Genomic DNA, 14,666 nt, shown 5'->3' with positions numbered 1-14,666 from the left:
CAGGGGCCTCGGCGGTGCATCGTCACACCTGATAGTTCCGCACCGCCTCGACCAGACCCTGGCCGAGGTTGTTCAGGTTGGCGGCCGCACCTTCAAGCTGGCGGGTGCCGGCCGCCGTCTGGCTGCTCGCCTCGCGGATGTTCTGGAGCGCCTGGATCACCTGCTCCAGGCCGATTTGCTGCTGGTTGGTGCCGGCGACGATCTGCTGGAAGGCCAGCACGCTCTCCTGGATGTTCTCCGCCATGGTGCGGATGGTCGACTGGGTGGCGTCGGTCTGGCGCTTGCCGGCGGCGACGCGCTTGACCGCCTCCTCCGTCAGCATCACCGACGCGTTGATGCCGTGCTGGATCTCCGACAGGTTGGAGCGGACCTGGGAGGTCGCCTCCTTCGACTGGTCGGCCAAGCTCTTGATCTCGCCGGCGACGATGGAGAAGGTGCGGCCATGCTCGCCGGCCGCCGCCGCCTCGATGGCGGCGTTCAGCGCCAGCAGGTGGCAGCGCTCGGCGATGTCGTTCACCGTCACGATGATCTCGCCGATGGCCTGGGTGCGCTCGGACAGCATGACGATGTTCTCGGCCACCGCCTCGGCCTGTTCGCGGATGGCGTCCATCGCCTGGATGGTGTCGTCCACCGCCTTCATGCCGGAATGGCTGGAGGCCGCCACCGTCTGTGCGCCGTGGGAGACGTCCTGGGCGCGGCGGTTGATCTGGGCGCCGGACTCGGTGATCTCCGACAGGGTCGCCGTGGTCTGCTCCACCGCCGCCAGCTGTTCGGCGACGCTGGCCGACTGCTGCTGGGTCGAGGCGCGGATCTGGGCGGTGGCGGCGTGGACGCTCTCCGCCGTCTCCCGCGTGGTGCGGGCCATCGACTTCAGCCGGCCGGCCATTTCGTTCAGATGCTGGCCGAGGACGGCGAGTTCGTCCTTGCCGGCGATCATGATCTCCTGCGTCAGGTCGCCATGGCCGACCTTGGTGACGAAGTCGATGGCGCGGCCGAGCCGGCGGGTGATCGAGCTGCCGATGGTGTAGGCCACCCCCACCGCGATCAGGAAGACGGCCACCAGCGCGATGACCGAGGACTGGATGGCGGAGTTGTAGATCGCCCGGATGTCGTCGCGGCCGGCGGCGGTCAGGTGGTCGATGGCGGTCTGGGCGGCGTCGATGCGCTGCTCCATCACCTTGCGCAGCTGGTCCACCTGCTGGCGGCGCTGGAGCGCCTCGGCGACCTGATTGCGCTCCAGCAGGGTGTAGATGGTCCGCGCCTCGTCGCCCACCGCGCCGATGGCGCGGTTCATCTCGGTCACCGACGTGTCCAGCTCCACCCAGCCCTTGCGGCGGCTGTCGGTCACGCTGTTCTGCGAGCGTTCGGCGACCATCGAGCGCAGCTTGCCCAGCGTCTCGCGCAGCTTCTGTCCGGTCTGTTCATATTGGCTGCGCATCGGCGCCATGATGGCCGGGATGTCGGCGGCCCGCCCCTCGGCATTGGCGACCGACACCGCGTTCAACGCCGCTTCCCGGGTGCTGCGCAGCTCCGCCTGATAGTTGCCGACCGACACCACCATGTCGGCGGCCTCGGTGTCGTAGCTGGACACTGCCATGATCACCGACAGCGCGTCGGAAAAGCGCGACATCTGGTAGAGCGCCAGCAATGCGGTCAGGACACAGACGACGCCGAATCCCAGGACCAGCTTGTGTGCGACTTTCACGTTCATTCTTCCACTCCGGCCCCAGGCGGTTTTTTAAGGTGGATCAGGCGGTTTTCAGGTTTTCACGAGGTCGAGCAAGGCGGCCATGTCGAGGATCGCCATGCGGTCCGCGGTGATCGCCCGGACCAGCGGCCCGGCCTCCGCCGGGACGGAGGTCCGCGGCAGCACGATGTCGTCCACCCGCTCGACCTCGTGCAGGCGCAGGGCGGCCGGACGGCCGGTGCCGGTGCGCAGGACGATGGCGTAGCCTGGCTGGTCGATCCCGACGGCGGCGGCATGCGTCCCGCTGCACAGGCTGTCGAGATCGAACAGCCGCATCACCTTGCCGGCGACGGCGATCACGCCGAGGATTGCCGGCGGCGCCCCCGGCACGCGGGCCAGCCGCGGCATCGGCACGATATGGCCGAGATGGCGCAGCTCCAGCCCATAGAGGGTCTCGGCGCCGCGGGCGACCAGCATCGGCGTGCCGGTGCCCGCCTCGTCGTCGCGCTGCGGGACTTCGGCCAGCTCCTGCGCCCGGCGGTCCAGCACGGCGTCGGCCCAGGGGCCCCGGCCGGCAAAGGTCGCCTCGAGGTCGGCGGTGCGGTGCGCCAGCTTCCCGCGCACCGCGTCCCAGTCGACCGATACACGGCCGGCGGCGCGGTCGGGCGATGCGCTGTCGAGGGCGGCGATGAGCGGTGCGGCCCCGGCACCGGCAAGCGTCTCGTCCATCAGCCCTCCTCACCGGTCAGCCAGAGGTCCAGCATGCCGCGCAGTTCCTGCACGGTCAGGCCGCCGCCTTCCGTCACCGCCTCGCCGTCGGCGCGGTTGTCCAGCGCCTCGCGCGCGTTGCGGAAATGGCGCTGGGCCGGGACCAGCCGGCCGCGCCGCCAATAGGCCAAGGCCAGATGATAGTCGGCCAGGACGAAGCGCGGATCGAGATAGAGCGCCCGCTTGAAGGCCGCCACCGGGTCGCCGACGCCCAGCTCCTCCTCCACCAGACCCAGCTGGTAGTGGGCGGCGGGGTCGAGCCGCTGCGCCTCGACCCGGGCCAGGCAGGCTTCCAGCTGCGAGGAGCGCTCGCTGGTCTCGGCCGCATCCGGCGGAGCCGGCACACCGGACGCCGGCGGGGGGGAGGCGGGGGAGCGGGATTGCGGACCGGCGGATTGCGGGGCGGAAGCGGCATCGGTTGCGGACCGCGGCGCAGGCTTCGCCGGGGCTCTGGCGGCGCGGCGCGGCGCCGCTGCAAGGGTCAGCGCGGCCGCGGCCGGGCTCGGTGTGGCCTTGCGGCTGACCGCGGCCATGGCCGGCGGTTCGGCCTGCTTGCGGTAGAGGGTGGCGCCGGGGACCGACACCGGGATGAACAGCTCGTTCATCTGCGGCCCGGCCTCGGCATGGCCGACAACCAGCCAGCCGCCGTCGGCCAGCGCCTTGTGCAGGTTGCCGAGCAGCCGGTGCCGCGTCGCCTCGTCGAAATAGATCATGACGTTGCGGCACAGGATGATGTCGAAATGCCCGATCCCGTGCGGATAGGAGGGTATCGCTCCTTCCACCAGGTTGAAGGGCATGAAGGTCGTCCATTGCCGGTATTTCTGCTTCACCGACCACAGCTTGTCCTGGCGGTCGAAGCAGGCCTCCAGCGTTTCCGGCGACAGGCCGCGCACCGCCCAGTCGCCATAGGCGCCGCGCCGCGCCTGCTCCAGGAAGGCACCGTTGATGTCGGTGCCGACGATGTGGACCTGCCAGCCTTCCAACTGGCTGGCGAAATGCTGCTTGAGCAGGATTTCGATGGTGTAGGCTTCCGGCCCGATGGAGCAGCCGGCGCTCCAGACCCGCAGCAGGCGGCTCGACTGGTTGCGGCGGATGCATTCGGGGATGGCGACGGCGCGGAGCGCGTCGAACTGCTCGATGTAGCGGAAGAAGAAGGTCTCCCCCACCGCCAGCTCGTTGATCAGCCCCTGATATTCCGGGCCGCCCGGCCCCTCCGCCTCCAATGCGGCCAGATAGCCGGCGACGGTGGTGACGGTGCCGAAGGGCAGCCGGCGGTTGATCCGCTCGGCGAAGGCGGCGTCCTTGTCGGCGTAGTAGGCAAGGCCGGTGGCATCGATCACCATCGCCTTCAGGCGCTGGAAATGCGGGTCGCGGCGGATCGCCTCGATGGTTGCGGCAGGGTTCGCCATCATGCGGTCCCGTTCCCGGCGGATGCCTCGCCGTCCGCCTCGTCATTTGCCTCGGCGGGGGCCTGCCACTGCGCCAGACGGCGTTCCGCCGACGCCCGGAAGGCGTCGAGCAGCCGCCCCTCCGCCTCGTTCAGCAGCCGGTCGGGCTGGAGCAGGGTCACGCTGCCGCCGCGGCCGGTCACCCGGTCCGGGAAGGCACCCGCGGCACAGCCGTTGAAACTCAGCGCCGGATCGGACGGCGTGCGCTCCGCCGGTTCCACCAGCGTGTCGCCATGGACCTGATCGGCCAGCAGCGCTGCCGGCCGGCCCTGCCAGGTGACGAGGAGAAGCGGCGAATAGAGGCCGGGCGCCGGGGCGCCTGCAACAGAATTGAACGGGACGAGGTCGAGCAGGACATCCAGGCGCAGGACCGGAACCAGCTCTCCCTGGTAGCGGAAGACGCCCTCCACCGGCAGCGGTGCCGTCGGCAGTCGGTCCAGCCGCGGCAACGGCAAAAAGCGCCGCACGGCTTCCACCGGCAGCGCCAGGGCTTGCCCGGCAACCGAAAACACGACGCAACGGAATGGCGGCGGCATCGACGTGCCTTGGGAGGTACTGTGCGCAGGGAGTGGTGACATCCGTCCGTCGATGGTCTGGAATCCGACCGGGAACATGCCCGATCACGACCGGAATGCGAATAACGCCAACGGTTTACGACGTAGGGCCTATGCCTTGGCCGTGGCGTCCCTGCCCTTTGCCGGATGCGCCGGGCGGGCTACTCTCCGGCGGCGGCGACAAGGCCCGACCGACAAGACAGACCAAGGGGAGAAAAGCGACGATGCCCGGCCGCCATTTCGAGGATTTCTGCATCGGCGAGGTGTTCGACTCGGAGGGGGCGACCCTGACCGAGAGCCAGATCATGGATTTCGCCCTGCGCTTCGACCCGCAGCCCTTCCACATCGACATGGTGGCGGCGGCGGACGGGCCGTTCCAGGGGCTGATCGCCAGCGGCTTCCACACGCTGTCGCTGACCTTCCGGCTGTTCCGCGACATCGGGCTGATCACCGGCACCAGCCTGGGCGGATCGGGCATGGACGAGCTGCGCTGGCTGCGGCCGGTGCGGCCCGGCGACACCATCCGCGTCCGGGCGGAGGTGGTGGAGACGATCCCGTCCCGCCGCGGCGGCCGCGGCACGGTGCGGCTGGCCTACACCACGCTGAACCAGCGCGGCGAGCCGGTGATGACCTGCATCATGAACCACATCATCGCCGGGCGCAGCGGTGCCGAGCCGACGGTCGAAGTCTGACCGCCGCAAGTCGGACCGGCGGCCCCGACGACGGGGCCGTCACGCCCGCGCGGCCAGGGTGCGGATCGCCAGCGCCGCGGCAGACGCGCGGTTCTCCACGCCGAGCTTGGTGAAGACCTGCTCCAGGTGCTTGTTCACCGTGCGCGGGCTGATGCCCAGGATCTCGCCGATGTCGCGGTTGGGCTTGCCGTTGGCGATCCACAGCAGCACCTCCGCCTCCCGCGCGGTGAGGCCGAGAGCGTCGCGCAGCACCGCCTCCTGCCGGCCGGCGGTCGGCTCGCTGAGGCGGAACAGGTACTCGTCGGGGTTGGCCGGGCTGAGATAGGTGAACTCCAGCCGCCGCACCCCCTCGCCGTCCGGCAACTCCGCCGTGAAGGGTTCGGCCGCACCGCCGGGGCAGGAGGTCCGGCGCAGGCCGGACAGACCGGCGGCCAGGGCGGAGGCGGCGTCCGGCGGCAGGCCGGCCAGCAGCCGCTCCGCCTGCGGGGTGCACCACAGCAGCCGGCCCTCCCCGTCCGTCGCCAGCAGGAAGCGGCCGGTGGCGTCGAGGGCGGCGCGGGCGGCGTAGGCGACGCGGGCGTTGGTCAGATGGACGCGGATGCGGGCGATCAGCTCGTCCACCACGATGGGCTTGGTGACGTAATCGACGCCGCCGGCCTCCAGCCCCTTCACCACATGCTCGGTGTCGCTGAGGCCGGTCATGAAGATGACGGGGATGTGCGACAGGTGGGGGATCTGCTTCAGCCGCCGGCAGGTCTCGAAGCCGTCGAGGCCGGGCATCACCGCATCCATCAGGATCAGGTCCGGCGTGATCTGGCCGACCAGATCCAGCGCGCCCTCGCCATCGATGGCGACCAGCACGGTCAGGTCGGCCTGTTCGATGGCCTCCGTCAGGAATCCCAGCGTGTCGGGGGTGTCGTCCACCACCAGGATCATGTCGCGGCGCTTCATCCGGTCACGGCCCCGTCTTCTGCCAGATCATCGTCCGCCCGCTCGGTGTCGCTCTGCACTGGGTCTCCCTGGGCAGCGTCGCGCTGCGCCACTGCCTCGTCCACCGCACGCATATACCCTTTCAGGTCGAAGGCGCGCACCAGCGTTCGCAGCCGTTCGACGAAGGGCGTCGCGGCGCCGTCCTCCGCCTCGATCTCGCGCAGCTTGGCCTCGATCCCGCGAATATAGCCGATCCGCCCGAGCTGGCGCAGGTCGTCGAGATGACGCAGCGCCGACGCCGGCGGGCCGGCGGCTGGCTGCGGGGCAGGCGGCCGGACCGGCGTCCGGACCGGCGGCTGGATCGGCGCCGAGGCGGGCATGGATGCTTGATCGGCCGGCGGCGGAGGCGGGGCAAGCGGTTCCGCCGGTTTTTCCACCGCATGGATCCATTCCAGCCCGGTCAGCGCCTGGAGCCGGTCGAGCAGGGCGTGGATTTCGATGGGCTTGGCGACGAAGGCGTCGTGCGGCGCCCGGCCGTCGCCCGGCCCCTGCGCCTCGTAGGCATTGGCCGAGACCATGACGATGCGGATGCGGTCGGCGAACTGCCGGCGCAGTCCCTCCGCCACGTCCCAGCCGCTCTCGCCCGGCATCGAGATGTCGAGCATGGCGACGTCGGGCTTGCACTGCGCCGCCAGTTCCAGGCAGGTGGCGGCGTCGGACGCGGTGAACAGCACGAAGCCCAGCGGGCGCAGGATATCGGTCATCAGCGCCAGATGGTCGCGGTCGTCGTCGGCCAGCAGGATGGTGATCTGCGGCCCGGCATAGCCGGTGATGGCGCGGCGCTCCGCCTGCTCGCCCGGCCGGTGCATCGCCTCCGACAGCAGCAGGCGGACGGTGAAGACGCTGCCCTCCCCCGCCTTGCTGCGCAGCGCGATGTCGCCGCCCATGATCCGGGTCAGCACCCGCGTGATGGTCAGGCCGAGCCCGGTGCCGGCCACCGCCCGCACCGCCGCCCCGCGCCCGCGCTCGAACGGTTCGAAGACGCGGTCCTGATCCTCCTCGCGGATGCCGATGCCGCTGTCGGCGATCTCGAACTCGGCGATCTGGCTGCGGTAGCGGACGGTCAGGGCGACATGGCCGGTTTCGGTGTATTTCACCGCGTTGGACAGCAGGTTGATCAGGATCTGGCGCAGGATCTTGCTGTCGGTGTGGACCCAGGCCGGCAGGTGCGGCACGCGGGCATAGCGGAAGTCCAGCCCCTTGGCCGCGGCCTGGATGCGGAACATGTCGGCCAGCTGGTCGAGGAAGTCGATCAGCTGCACCTTGTCGCGGCTGAGCCGGCGCAGGCCCGATTCGATCTTGGAGATGTCGAGCAGCCCGTCGATCAGGTTCGACAGATGCTCGGCACTGCGGCGGATGACGCGGACGGCATCCTGCGGGCGCTGGGTGCTGTTGCTCTCCAGGAGCTGGGCATAGCCGGAGATGGCGTTCAAGGGCGCGCGGATCTCGTGGCTGACGCCGATGATGTAGCGGCTCTTGGCGGCGTTGGCGGCCTCCGCCACCTCCTTGGCCTTTTGCAGGGCGGCGTCGGTGCGTTCGTGGGCGGCGATCTCGTCCATCAGCATGGCGGTCTGTCGGCCGGTCTCCTCCTCCGCCTTGCGGCGGCTCTCATGGGCCAGCACCAGGAGCCAGGCGGCGACGCCGGACAGGATGAACAGGCAGACGAAGACGGAGACCAGCGCGGTGTGGATCGCCGCCCGCTCCGCCGCCTCGGCATTGGCGTACTGGAAGTCGATGACCACCAGCACCCCGCCCAGCACCAGCGAGAACAGCGTCATCACCCCGATGAAATGGCCGGTGCGGGTGTGGACGCCGGCGGCCATCCGCTTCGGCAGCACCCGTTGCAGGCTGCGGGCGATCTGGTCGGCGAAGCGGCTGTCGGTCTTGCACAGGTCGTGGCAGCGCGCCTCCAGCGTGCAGCAGAGCGAGCAGATCGGCGCGTCGTAGGCCGGGCAGAAGGCCATGTCCTGCCGTTCGAACGGGTTCTCGCAGATCGAGCAGCGGATGGTCGCGGCGTCGCCGGGCAGCCGGTCGGACTTGCGGGCGATGTAATAGCGGCCCTTGGTCCTCCAGGCGATCAGCGGGGCGGCGGCGAAGGCGACCACCAGCCCGATGAAGGGGGCCAGCGCCTGGGCAACCGGCCCGAGAAGGCCGAAGAAGGCGGTGGTGGAGCACAGCACCGACAGGCCCATCGCCCCGGTGCCGACCGGGTTGATGTCGTAGAGGTGGGCGCGCTTGAACTCGATCCCCGGCGGGCTGAATCCCAAGTGCTTGTTGACGGCCAGATCGGCGGCGACCGCCCCCAGCCAGCCCACCGCGACGTTGGCGTAGAGGCCGAGGATGCTCTCGATCACGCCGAGGATGCCGATCTCCATCAGCAGCAGGGCGAGCAGCACGTTGAAAACCAGCCAGACGACGCGGCCGGGGTGGCTGCGGGTCAGGCGGGAGAAGAAGTTCGACCAGGCGATGGAGCCGGCATAGGCGTTGGTGACGTTGATCTTCATCTGGCAGACGACGACGAAGATGCCGGTCAGCGCCAGCGCCGCGGCGGGCGAGCCGAACACGTCGAGGAAGGCCATGTGGTACAGGCTGTTGGGCTGCACCGCGTCCTCCAGCGGCAGCCCGTGCTTGATGGCAAGGAAGGCCAGCAGCGACCCCGCCGCCAGCTTCAGGCTGCCGATCAGCACCCAGCCCGGCCCGCCGGCCAGCATCGCCGCCCACCAGCGCACCCGGCCGATGCGGGCCTGCGAGGGCAGGAAGCGCAGATAGTCGACCTGCTCGCCGATCTGCGGCAGCAGCGAGAGCAGGACCGACGCCGCCATGCCGAAGGGCAGCAGCGACAGCCCGCCGTCGGGGGCGTAGACGCCGGGCAGCGAGGTCCATTGCGCCAGCGTCTCGCGGTCGAGCAGGAAGAAATAGGCCAGCGGCACGCATTGCAGCAGGATCCACACCGGCTGCGTCGCCCATTGCATGCGGCTGATGAAGCGAATGCCGTAGACGGCGATGGGGATCACCGCCAACGAGCTGATGACATGGGCGACCGAGGCCGGGATGCCCAGCACCATGGTCAGCCCGGCCGACATGATGCTGGCCTCGATGGAGAACAAAATGAAGGTGAAGGAGGCGTAGACCAGCGAGGTGATGGTCGAGCCGAGATAGCCGAAGCCGGCGCCGCGGGCCAGCAGGTCGATGTCCACCCCGGCCTTGGCCGCATGGTAGGTGATCGGCAGCCCGACCAGGATGCTGAGCAGCGCCACCGCCAGGATGGCGGCCATGGCATTCTCGAAGCCGTAGGTCAGGGTGACTGCGGCGCCGAGCGCCTCGCAGGCCAGGAAGGAGATGGCGCCGAGTGCGGTGTTGGCGACGCGCCAGGCGCTCCACCGCCGCGCCCGCTCCGCGGTGTAGCGGAGCGCGTAGTCCTCCAGCGTCTGGTCGGCGGCGAGCTGGTTGTATTGCCGGCGTTCACGGACGATCCGTTGCCTCGCGCTCATGCCCGTCCGCCGTTCCCGCCCGTCGCCCCCGATGGCCCGCATCGTCGGGAGTTTCGGGGTGGTTGGCAAGGCGGAAGCGATCCGGCCGGCCTGACATCGCGATCCATGCCATTCGGCACGGGCACCTCCCCGTTCGCATGCCGCCCTTCACACGCCGCGCCGGCACCGGCCTGCGCCGGACGGCCGCCAGAGGCGTATGCGCAAAGCCGGCCGCGGCGTATTCGCGGCGAAGAGGACTTCCAATCCAACCGATCCCAATCCAACCGATCCCACATGGAGCAAGCCGGAAGAGAATGACAGACTCTGTAGCAAGCAGTGTTATCGCAACTGCGCACTGGTCTCTTTTCCAAGGCGCGGACCTGTTGGTCGATCTCTGCCACCCCGGATGGCAGAGAAGCGGGATCATTTTTCAACCATGGATTTATCCTTGTCATGACTCAAAGCATGGTTCCCAGCGCCGATCCGGACCGCCTCGCCGCCCTGCACCGCTATGAAATCCTCGACACGCCGCACGAACCGGGATTCGATCAGATCGTGGCGCTGGCGTCCCATATCTGCGACGCCCCGATCGCCGTCATCAACCTGATCGAGGACAAACGCCAATGGTTCAAGGCGGAAGTCGGCCTCGGCATCCGGGAAACCCCGCTCGACATATCGATCTGCCGCCATTTCCTGGCCCAGCCGGGGGTGACCGTCGTCCCCGACATGCTCGGCGATGACCGGCTCTGCGCCAACCCGCTGGTCGGGGCCGGCGAGGGTCTGCGATTCTATGCGGGCTGCCTGCTCCAATCCCGGGACGGGCACGGCATCGGAACGCTGTGCGTCCTGGACCGGCGCGCCCGCGACCTGAGCGAGGGACAGCGCTTTGCGCTGAAGGCGCTCGCCGACCAGGTGATGGCGCAGATGGAACTCCGTCTGGCCCTGAAGCAGAAGGCCCGGCTGCTGGAGCAGAAGGAAACGCTCCTGAAGGAGGTCAATCACCGGACCAAGAACAACCTTCAGCTGATCAGCAGCATCATCCAGCTCCAGCTCCGCACGCTGCAGGATCCGTCGGCGCGGGAGGCCCTGCTCGACACCAGCAGCCGCATCCGCAGCATGGCGACTCTGCACGAGCGGCTCTACCGGGCCGACGAGGCCGACAGCGTGGATCTCGCGAATTTTCTCGAAACCCTGGCCCAGGGGTTCCAGAGCACGGCGCCGGAGGGCATCACCTTCAGCGTGGACGCCGTCTCCCTTGCGGTTTCCCTCGACAATGCGGTACCGATCTCGCTCATCGTCAATGAACTTGCGACCAACGCGATCAAGTACGCCTATCGCGACACCGGCGGCGGGGAGATCAGGATCACCCTGGAGCGGACGGACGGGAAGGCTGGCTTGCTGGTCAGGGATTTCGGACAGGGATTGCCGGCCGACTTCGACATACGGCGCGGCCGTTCGCTGGGCATGCGGGTCATCCTGGCGTTGGCGGGACAGCTGGGTGCCGACATCTCGATGCGGAACGCCCATCCCGGAGTTGAGTGCCGCCTGAGCTTCGCCCCGCAGCATGTCCAGGCGGCGGACCGCAGCGGACAATGAGCATCAGGAAAGCGAATTCATGACCGTCGAGACCAGGACAGTCGAGCTTGTCGTCTGCGAGACCTGCCGCCGTCCGGAAGACCCGCCCGACGCCGTCCGGCCGGGGGCCGAGCTGGTGGCGCTGATGGAGCGGGCGCTGGCCGATCAGCCCGATCTGGCCGCCTCGGTGCGGCTGCGGCCGATGCGATGCCTGATGAGCTGCAAGCGCCCCTGCGCCGTCGCGGTGCGTTCGCCCACGCGGATGAGCTATGTGCTGGGCGACTTCGCCCCGGACGAGATGACGGTGGAGACGCTGACCGCTTACCTGCGCGCCTATGCCGCCACCGGGGACGGCATCGTTCCGTTCAAGCAATGGCCGCAGGGCGTCAAGGGCCGTTTCGTTTCCCGCCTGCCGCCGCTGGAGGACTGAACCGCGGCCCCCACCGGGGGAGACGGTTTATTGCCGGCGTCGCGCCAGATGGACGATCTGGGCGGTCAGCCCGATGACGAGGAGGACCGCCAAGGCACCCTGGGCGCCCAGCAACAGCGGCGACTTCAGGTCGGTCACCAGGGGGTGGCCGTCCGGAACCCGGCGCAGGATTTCGCTGACCGTCGGCACCATCAGCAGAAAGGCGCTGACGCTGAGGCAGACGGTCTCGACGTAGCGGGCCGCACGCCCCGCCGCCGCTATCCACCCGACCGCATAGCCCGCAAGCAGCAGCAGGATCGTCACGGCACCGATGCCGACGCTCACGGACTGGTGGGCGACGAGAAAGACCGTCGAGGCGCCGATCAGCATGGATGCGAAATAGACGGCACCCGGAAGGGAGCGCGGAACGATCCGGCCGTGGCGGGCGAACATGTAGGCAGCCACCGGGATGGCCGGCAGGCTGCCGAGCGTATGAACCCAGCCAATCGGAGAAATTCCGAACATCGGCGATTTCCTTTCAGGGTCAGAGGAGCGGGAGGGCCGGCAGGACAGGCCCCGCCTCAAGGGACGTTAAAACTACCTACTGGTTGGTAGGCTGCGGGGTCACGCGTTTGCCCGGCGGGTGAGGCCGCCGCTTTCACGCGGCGATCCGCTCCAGCAGGGGACGGGTTATGGTGCCGAAGGCCGTGGCGTCGCCGTAGGCACGGGCCGACAGCATCGCGCCATGCGTGGTCGCCATGAACATCTCGGCGTCGGCCCCGGCGGTTCCGGACAGGCGGAGGCGGCCTTGGGCGGCGCCGCGTTCGAGAACGCCCGTCAACCAGTCGGCGAGCCGACGGAAATGGGCCCGCACCTCAACGGCGACCTCGTCCGGCAGAACCGGGATTTCGCCCGCAAGCAGCGCGCAGACGCAGAAAGGGGCGGCCGTATCGGCGAAACACCGCTCCCAATAGCCGAGATAGGCGCGAAGTTGATCGAGCGGATCGGGGATGGCCTGTTCCAACTGGACCAGTCCGGCCGCAGCCTCCTCCCGATACCGCGCAACGAGCACGCGGACCAGATCGGATTTGCTGGGAAAATGATGGTGAATGCTTGCCGTTCGGATGCCGACGACCTTGGAAATGTCGGCATAGCTGAAACTGTTGTAGCCACCCCTGACGATGAGGGAGCGCGCACAGTCGAGAATATCGTCGGCCCTGGTCGATTGCGTGTTCATGCAGAGAGCCTACCAACTAGTAGGGAGTTCGTCAATATGGAGTGAGTGTCGTAGGGGGGCAGGTACAGCGGACGGCTTCGGGGAGCGGCCCCAACCGGCACGCGGTACCTAAGCCCTTCCCCTTGCCGCTGAAGGATGGGTTTGACAGACCAAGGTGGCGTTCCGATAATTGTTTGTCAGACCAACAGAGTTCGCCCATTGCGGGCGAGGAGGAGCGCCCGATGAAGGTCGACCCCGAGGTCCTGAACTGTGCCACCGGCCTGCTGCACATGGCGCGCGAGGCGGAGCGGTCCAACGGCTGGGAGGCCGGCGACCTTCTGCGCACCACGCTGCGCCTGCTGGTGGTGGCCGGCGCCGACGGCCATGGCTGGGACGCCAACGACCTGTCGGAGGAAGTTCGCGATCTGGTCGAAGCGGTGCGGATGACCAAGGGTGACGGGGGGATGCGCTTCCGCGGCGGGGAGACGGCGCTGCATTGAGGGGGCGCCGGTCTTTCTGTCCCCTCCCCATCCCTCCTCAGCCCTCAGCCCTCGGACACCTCCGGGTTCAGCTGGATCAGCACCTTGTCGATGCGGCGGCCGTCCATGTCGACGACCTCGAAGCGGATGCCGTTCCAGTGGAAATGCTCGGCCGCGGTCGGGACATGACCGAACCGGTCGAGCAGGAAGCCGGCGATGGTGTGGAAATCGCCCTCCCCCTTCATGTTCTTGACGCCGACCAGCGCCTCGACCTCCTCGACCGGGGTCATGCCGTCGACCAGCCAGCTGCCGTCCTCGCGCTGGACGGCGCCGGCCTCGCCTTCCTGGGTGCTGTCGGGCAGCTCGCCGGCGATGGCCTCCAGGATGTCGGTCATGGTGACCAGGCCCTCGACGCTGCCATATTCGTCGACCACCACCGCCATGTGGACGCTGGCCTGCTTGAACAGGTCGAGCAGGCGGAAGACCGGCGTGCCGTCATGGACGACCAGCGGCTGGACCATCGCCGTCCGCAAGTCGAAGGTGATCCCCTTCAAGGACTGGTCGAGCAGCGCCTTGGTCGCGACGATGCCCTGCACCTCGTCGACGTCGCCGCGGCAGACCGGGAAGCGGGAATAGCCGCTCTCGCAGATCTCGCGCGCCAAGGTTTCGGGGCTGTCGTCGATGTCGAGCCACATCAGGTCGGGGCGCGGGGTCATGATCGACCGCACGGTGCGGTCGGACAGGTGCATGACGCCCTCGATCATCTGGCGTTCGGCCGGCTCGAAGACGCCGCTCTGGGTGCCTTCGGCGATCAGGGTCTTGACCTCCTCCTCCGTCACCGTCTGCTCGCGCGAGGTGGGCAGGCGCAGGAGCTTCAGCACCGCGTCGCTCGACACGCCGAGCAGCCAGACCACCGGGGCCGACAGGCGCGACACCGTGCGCATCGGGGCGGCGACCAGCGAGGCGATCCGCTCCGACGAGATCAGCGCCACCCGCTTGGGCACCAGCTCGCCGATGATCAGGGAGAAATAGGTGATGGCGGCGACCACCAGGGCGAACGCCACGGTGTGGCCGTAGGGGGCGATCCAGGCGACCTGTTCGTCCAGCACGCCGCCGAGCCGTTCGGCGAGCGTGGAGCCGCCATAGGCGCCGGCGATGATGCCGGTCAGGCTGATGCCGACCTGCACGGTGGACAGGAAGCGGCTCGGGTCTTCCGACAGCTCCAGGGCCGCGCGGGCACCGGCGCCGCCCTTCTCCTCGGCCATCTGCTGAAGCCGGGCGCGGCGCGCCGACACCAGCGCCATCTCCGACATCGCGAAGAAGGCGTTGAGCAGGATCAGCAGGACGATGACCAACAATTCCCAAATCATGGCTTTGT

The 14,666-nt window shown here is 68.8% G+C and carries 13 protein-coding genes; 4 read left to right on the top strand and 9 right to left on the bottom strand.

Annotated elements, in window-relative coordinates; all coding sequences use genetic code 11:
• Positions 1-22: 22 nt before the first annotated feature.
• From ACWPN8_RS24130 to ACWPN8_RS24115, 4 genes are read right to left on the bottom strand one after another with little or no spacing between them, the layout of a single operon-like run.
• The gene (locus tag ACWPN8_RS24130) at positions 23-1,711 is read right to left on the bottom strand and encodes a methyl-accepting chemotaxis protein (RefSeq protein ID WP_109450814.1); all 1,689 of its coding nucleotides are present in this window, start codon (positions 1,709-1,711) and stop codon (positions 23-25) included.
• Positions 1,712-1,759: 48 nt separating this feature from the next.
• Positions 1,760-2,416, bottom strand: a complete 657-nt coding sequence (locus ACWPN8_RS24125; protein ID WP_109450812.1) for a chemotaxis protein CheW — start codon at positions 2,414-2,416, stop codon at positions 1,760-1,762.
• The gene (locus ACWPN8_RS24120) at positions 2,416-3,867 is read right to left on the bottom strand and encodes a CheR family methyltransferase (RefSeq protein WP_492242552.1); all 1,452 of its coding nucleotides are present in this window, start codon (positions 3,865-3,867) and stop codon (positions 2,416-2,418) included. The genes ACWPN8_RS24125 and ACWPN8_RS24120 overlap by 1 nt, the downstream gene beginning before the upstream one ends.
• Positions 3,864-4,439, bottom strand: a complete 576-nt coding sequence (locus ACWPN8_RS24115; protein ID WP_492242551.1) for a chemotaxis protein CheW — start codon at positions 4,437-4,439, stop codon at positions 3,864-3,866. Before ACWPN8_RS24115 ends, ACWPN8_RS24120 begins: the two co-directional genes overlap by 4 nt.
• A gap of 242 nt (positions 4,440-4,681) precedes the next feature.
• Between ACWPN8_RS24115 and ACWPN8_RS24110 the strand changes: the two genes are divergently transcribed.
• Positions 4,682-5,149 carry a MaoC family dehydratase gene (locus ACWPN8_RS24110; protein ID WP_492242550.1) on the top strand — a complete coding sequence of 156 codons (468 nt, stop codon included), beginning with the start codon at positions 4,682-4,684 and terminating at the stop codon, positions 5,147-5,149.
• A gap of 39 nt (positions 5,150-5,188) precedes the next feature.
• On the opposite strand, the gene ACWPN8_RS24105 is transcribed toward ACWPN8_RS24110, so the two are convergent.
• Complete coding sequence (locus tag ACWPN8_RS24105; RefSeq protein ID WP_492242549.1) at positions 5,189-6,100, bottom strand: response regulator; 912 nt, start codon at positions 6,098-6,100, stop codon at positions 5,189-5,191.
• Entirely contained in the window at positions 6,097-9,630 is a 3,534-nt protein-coding gene (locus ACWPN8_RS24100; RefSeq protein ID WP_492242548.1) for a hybrid sensor histidine kinase/response regulator, read from the bottom strand. The genes ACWPN8_RS24105 and ACWPN8_RS24100 overlap by 4 nt, the downstream gene beginning before the upstream one ends.
• Before the next feature lie 432 nt (positions 9,631-10,062).
• Here ACWPN8_RS24100 and ACWPN8_RS24095 point away from each other — a divergent pair, with 432 nt between their 5' ends.
• Both ACWPN8_RS24095 and ACWPN8_RS24090 read left to right on the top strand, forming a co-directional pair.
• Positions 10,063-11,205: a sensor histidine kinase gene (locus ACWPN8_RS24095; protein ID WP_109450799.1), complete on the top strand. Its 1,143-nt coding sequence runs from the start codon at positions 10,063-10,065 to the stop codon at positions 11,203-11,205.
• 19 nt (positions 11,206-11,224) lie between these two features.
• A complete protein-coding gene (locus ACWPN8_RS24090) occupies positions 11,225-11,614 on the top strand; it encodes a DUF1636 domain-containing protein (RefSeq protein WP_492242547.1) in 390 nt (129 codons plus the stop codon).
• A 27-nt stretch (positions 11,615-11,641) separates the two neighbouring features.
• Here the strand turns inward: ACWPN8_RS24090 and ACWPN8_RS24085 are convergent, their stop codons facing one another.
• Both ACWPN8_RS24085 and ACWPN8_RS24080 read right to left on the bottom strand, forming a co-directional pair.
• Positions 11,642-12,118 carry a hypothetical protein gene (locus ACWPN8_RS24085; protein WP_109450795.1) on the bottom strand — a complete coding sequence of 159 codons (477 nt, stop codon included), beginning with the start codon at positions 12,116-12,118 and terminating at the stop codon, positions 11,642-11,644.
• Between the two features lie 133 nt (positions 12,119-12,251).
• A complete protein-coding gene (locus tag ACWPN8_RS24080; protein WP_492242546.1) occupies positions 12,252-12,830 on the bottom strand; it encodes a TetR/AcrR family transcriptional regulator in 579 nt (192 codons plus the stop codon).
• 221 nt (positions 12,831-13,051) lie between these two features.
• On the opposite strand from ACWPN8_RS24080, the gene ACWPN8_RS24075 reads away from it, so the two are divergent.
• Complete coding sequence (locus ACWPN8_RS24075) at positions 13,052-13,309, top strand: hypothetical protein (protein ID WP_492242545.1); 258 nt, start codon at positions 13,052-13,054, stop codon at positions 13,307-13,309.
• A 44-nt stretch (positions 13,310-13,353) separates the two neighbouring features.
• Here ACWPN8_RS24075 and ACWPN8_RS24070 read toward each other — a convergent pair whose 3' ends face one another.
• A complete protein-coding gene (locus ACWPN8_RS24070; protein WP_109450789.1) occupies positions 13,354-14,658 on the bottom strand; it encodes a hemolysin family protein in 1,305 nt (434 codons plus the stop codon).
• Between the last annotated feature and the right edge of the window lie 8 nt (positions 14,659-14,666).

The organism is Azospirillum sp. UENF 112521 (assembly GCF_058780665.1).
Note: the sequence above shows the minus strand (reverse complement) of the source record. Positions and strands in the feature narration are given on the sequence as shown.

What these genes read in the sequence shown, in the direction of transcription:
- ACWPN8_RS24130 (WP_109450814.1), bottom strand. Translation starts at nt 1,711, where the DNA reads ATGAACGTGAAAGTCGCACACAAGCTGGTCCTGGGATTCGGCGTCGTC.
- ACWPN8_RS24085 (WP_109450795.1), bottom strand. Translation starts at nt 12,118, where the DNA reads ATGTTCGGAATTTCTCCGATTGGCTGGGTTCATACGCTCGGCAGCCTG.
- ACWPN8_RS24125 (WP_109450812.1), bottom strand. Translation starts at nt 2,416, where the DNA reads ATGGACGAGACGCTTGCCGGTGCCGGGGCCGCACCGCTCATCGCCGCC.
- ACWPN8_RS24075 (WP_492242545.1), top strand. Translation starts at nt 13,052, where the DNA reads ATGAAGGTCGACCCCGAGGTCCTGAACTGTGCCACCGGCCTGCTGCAC.
- ACWPN8_RS24070 (WP_109450789.1), bottom strand. Translation starts at nt 14,658, where the DNA reads ATGATTTGGGAATTGTTGGTCATCGTCCTGCTGATCCTGCTCAACGCC.
- ACWPN8_RS24115 (WP_492242551.1), bottom strand. Translation starts at nt 4,439, where the DNA reads ATGCCGCCGCCATTCCGTTGCGTCGTGTTTTCGGTTGCCGGGCAAGCC.
- ACWPN8_RS24080 (WP_492242546.1), bottom strand. Translation starts at nt 12,830, where the DNA reads ATGAACACGCAATCGACCAGGGCCGACGATATTCTCGACTGTGCGCGC.
- ACWPN8_RS24090 (WP_492242547.1), top strand. Translation starts at nt 11,225, where the DNA reads ATGACCGTCGAGACCAGGACAGTCGAGCTTGTCGTCTGCGAGACCTGC.
- ACWPN8_RS24100 (WP_492242548.1), bottom strand. Translation starts at nt 9,630, where the DNA reads ATGAGCGCGAGGCAACGGATCGTCCGTGAACGCCGGCAATACAACCAG.
- ACWPN8_RS24110 (WP_492242550.1), top strand. Translation starts at nt 4,682, where the DNA reads ATGCCCGGCCGCCATTTCGAGGATTTCTGCATCGGCGAGGTGTTCGAC.
- ACWPN8_RS24105 (WP_492242549.1), bottom strand. Translation starts at nt 6,100, where the DNA reads ATGAAGCGCCGCGACATGATCCTGGTGGTGGACGACACCCCCGACACG.
- ACWPN8_RS24095 (WP_109450799.1), top strand. Translation starts at nt 10,063, where the DNA reads ATGACTCAAAGCATGGTTCCCAGCGCCGATCCGGACCGCCTCGCCGCC.
- ACWPN8_RS24120 (WP_492242552.1), bottom strand. Translation starts at nt 3,867, where the DNA reads ATGATGGCGAACCCTGCCGCAACCATCGAGGCGATCCGCCGCGACCCG.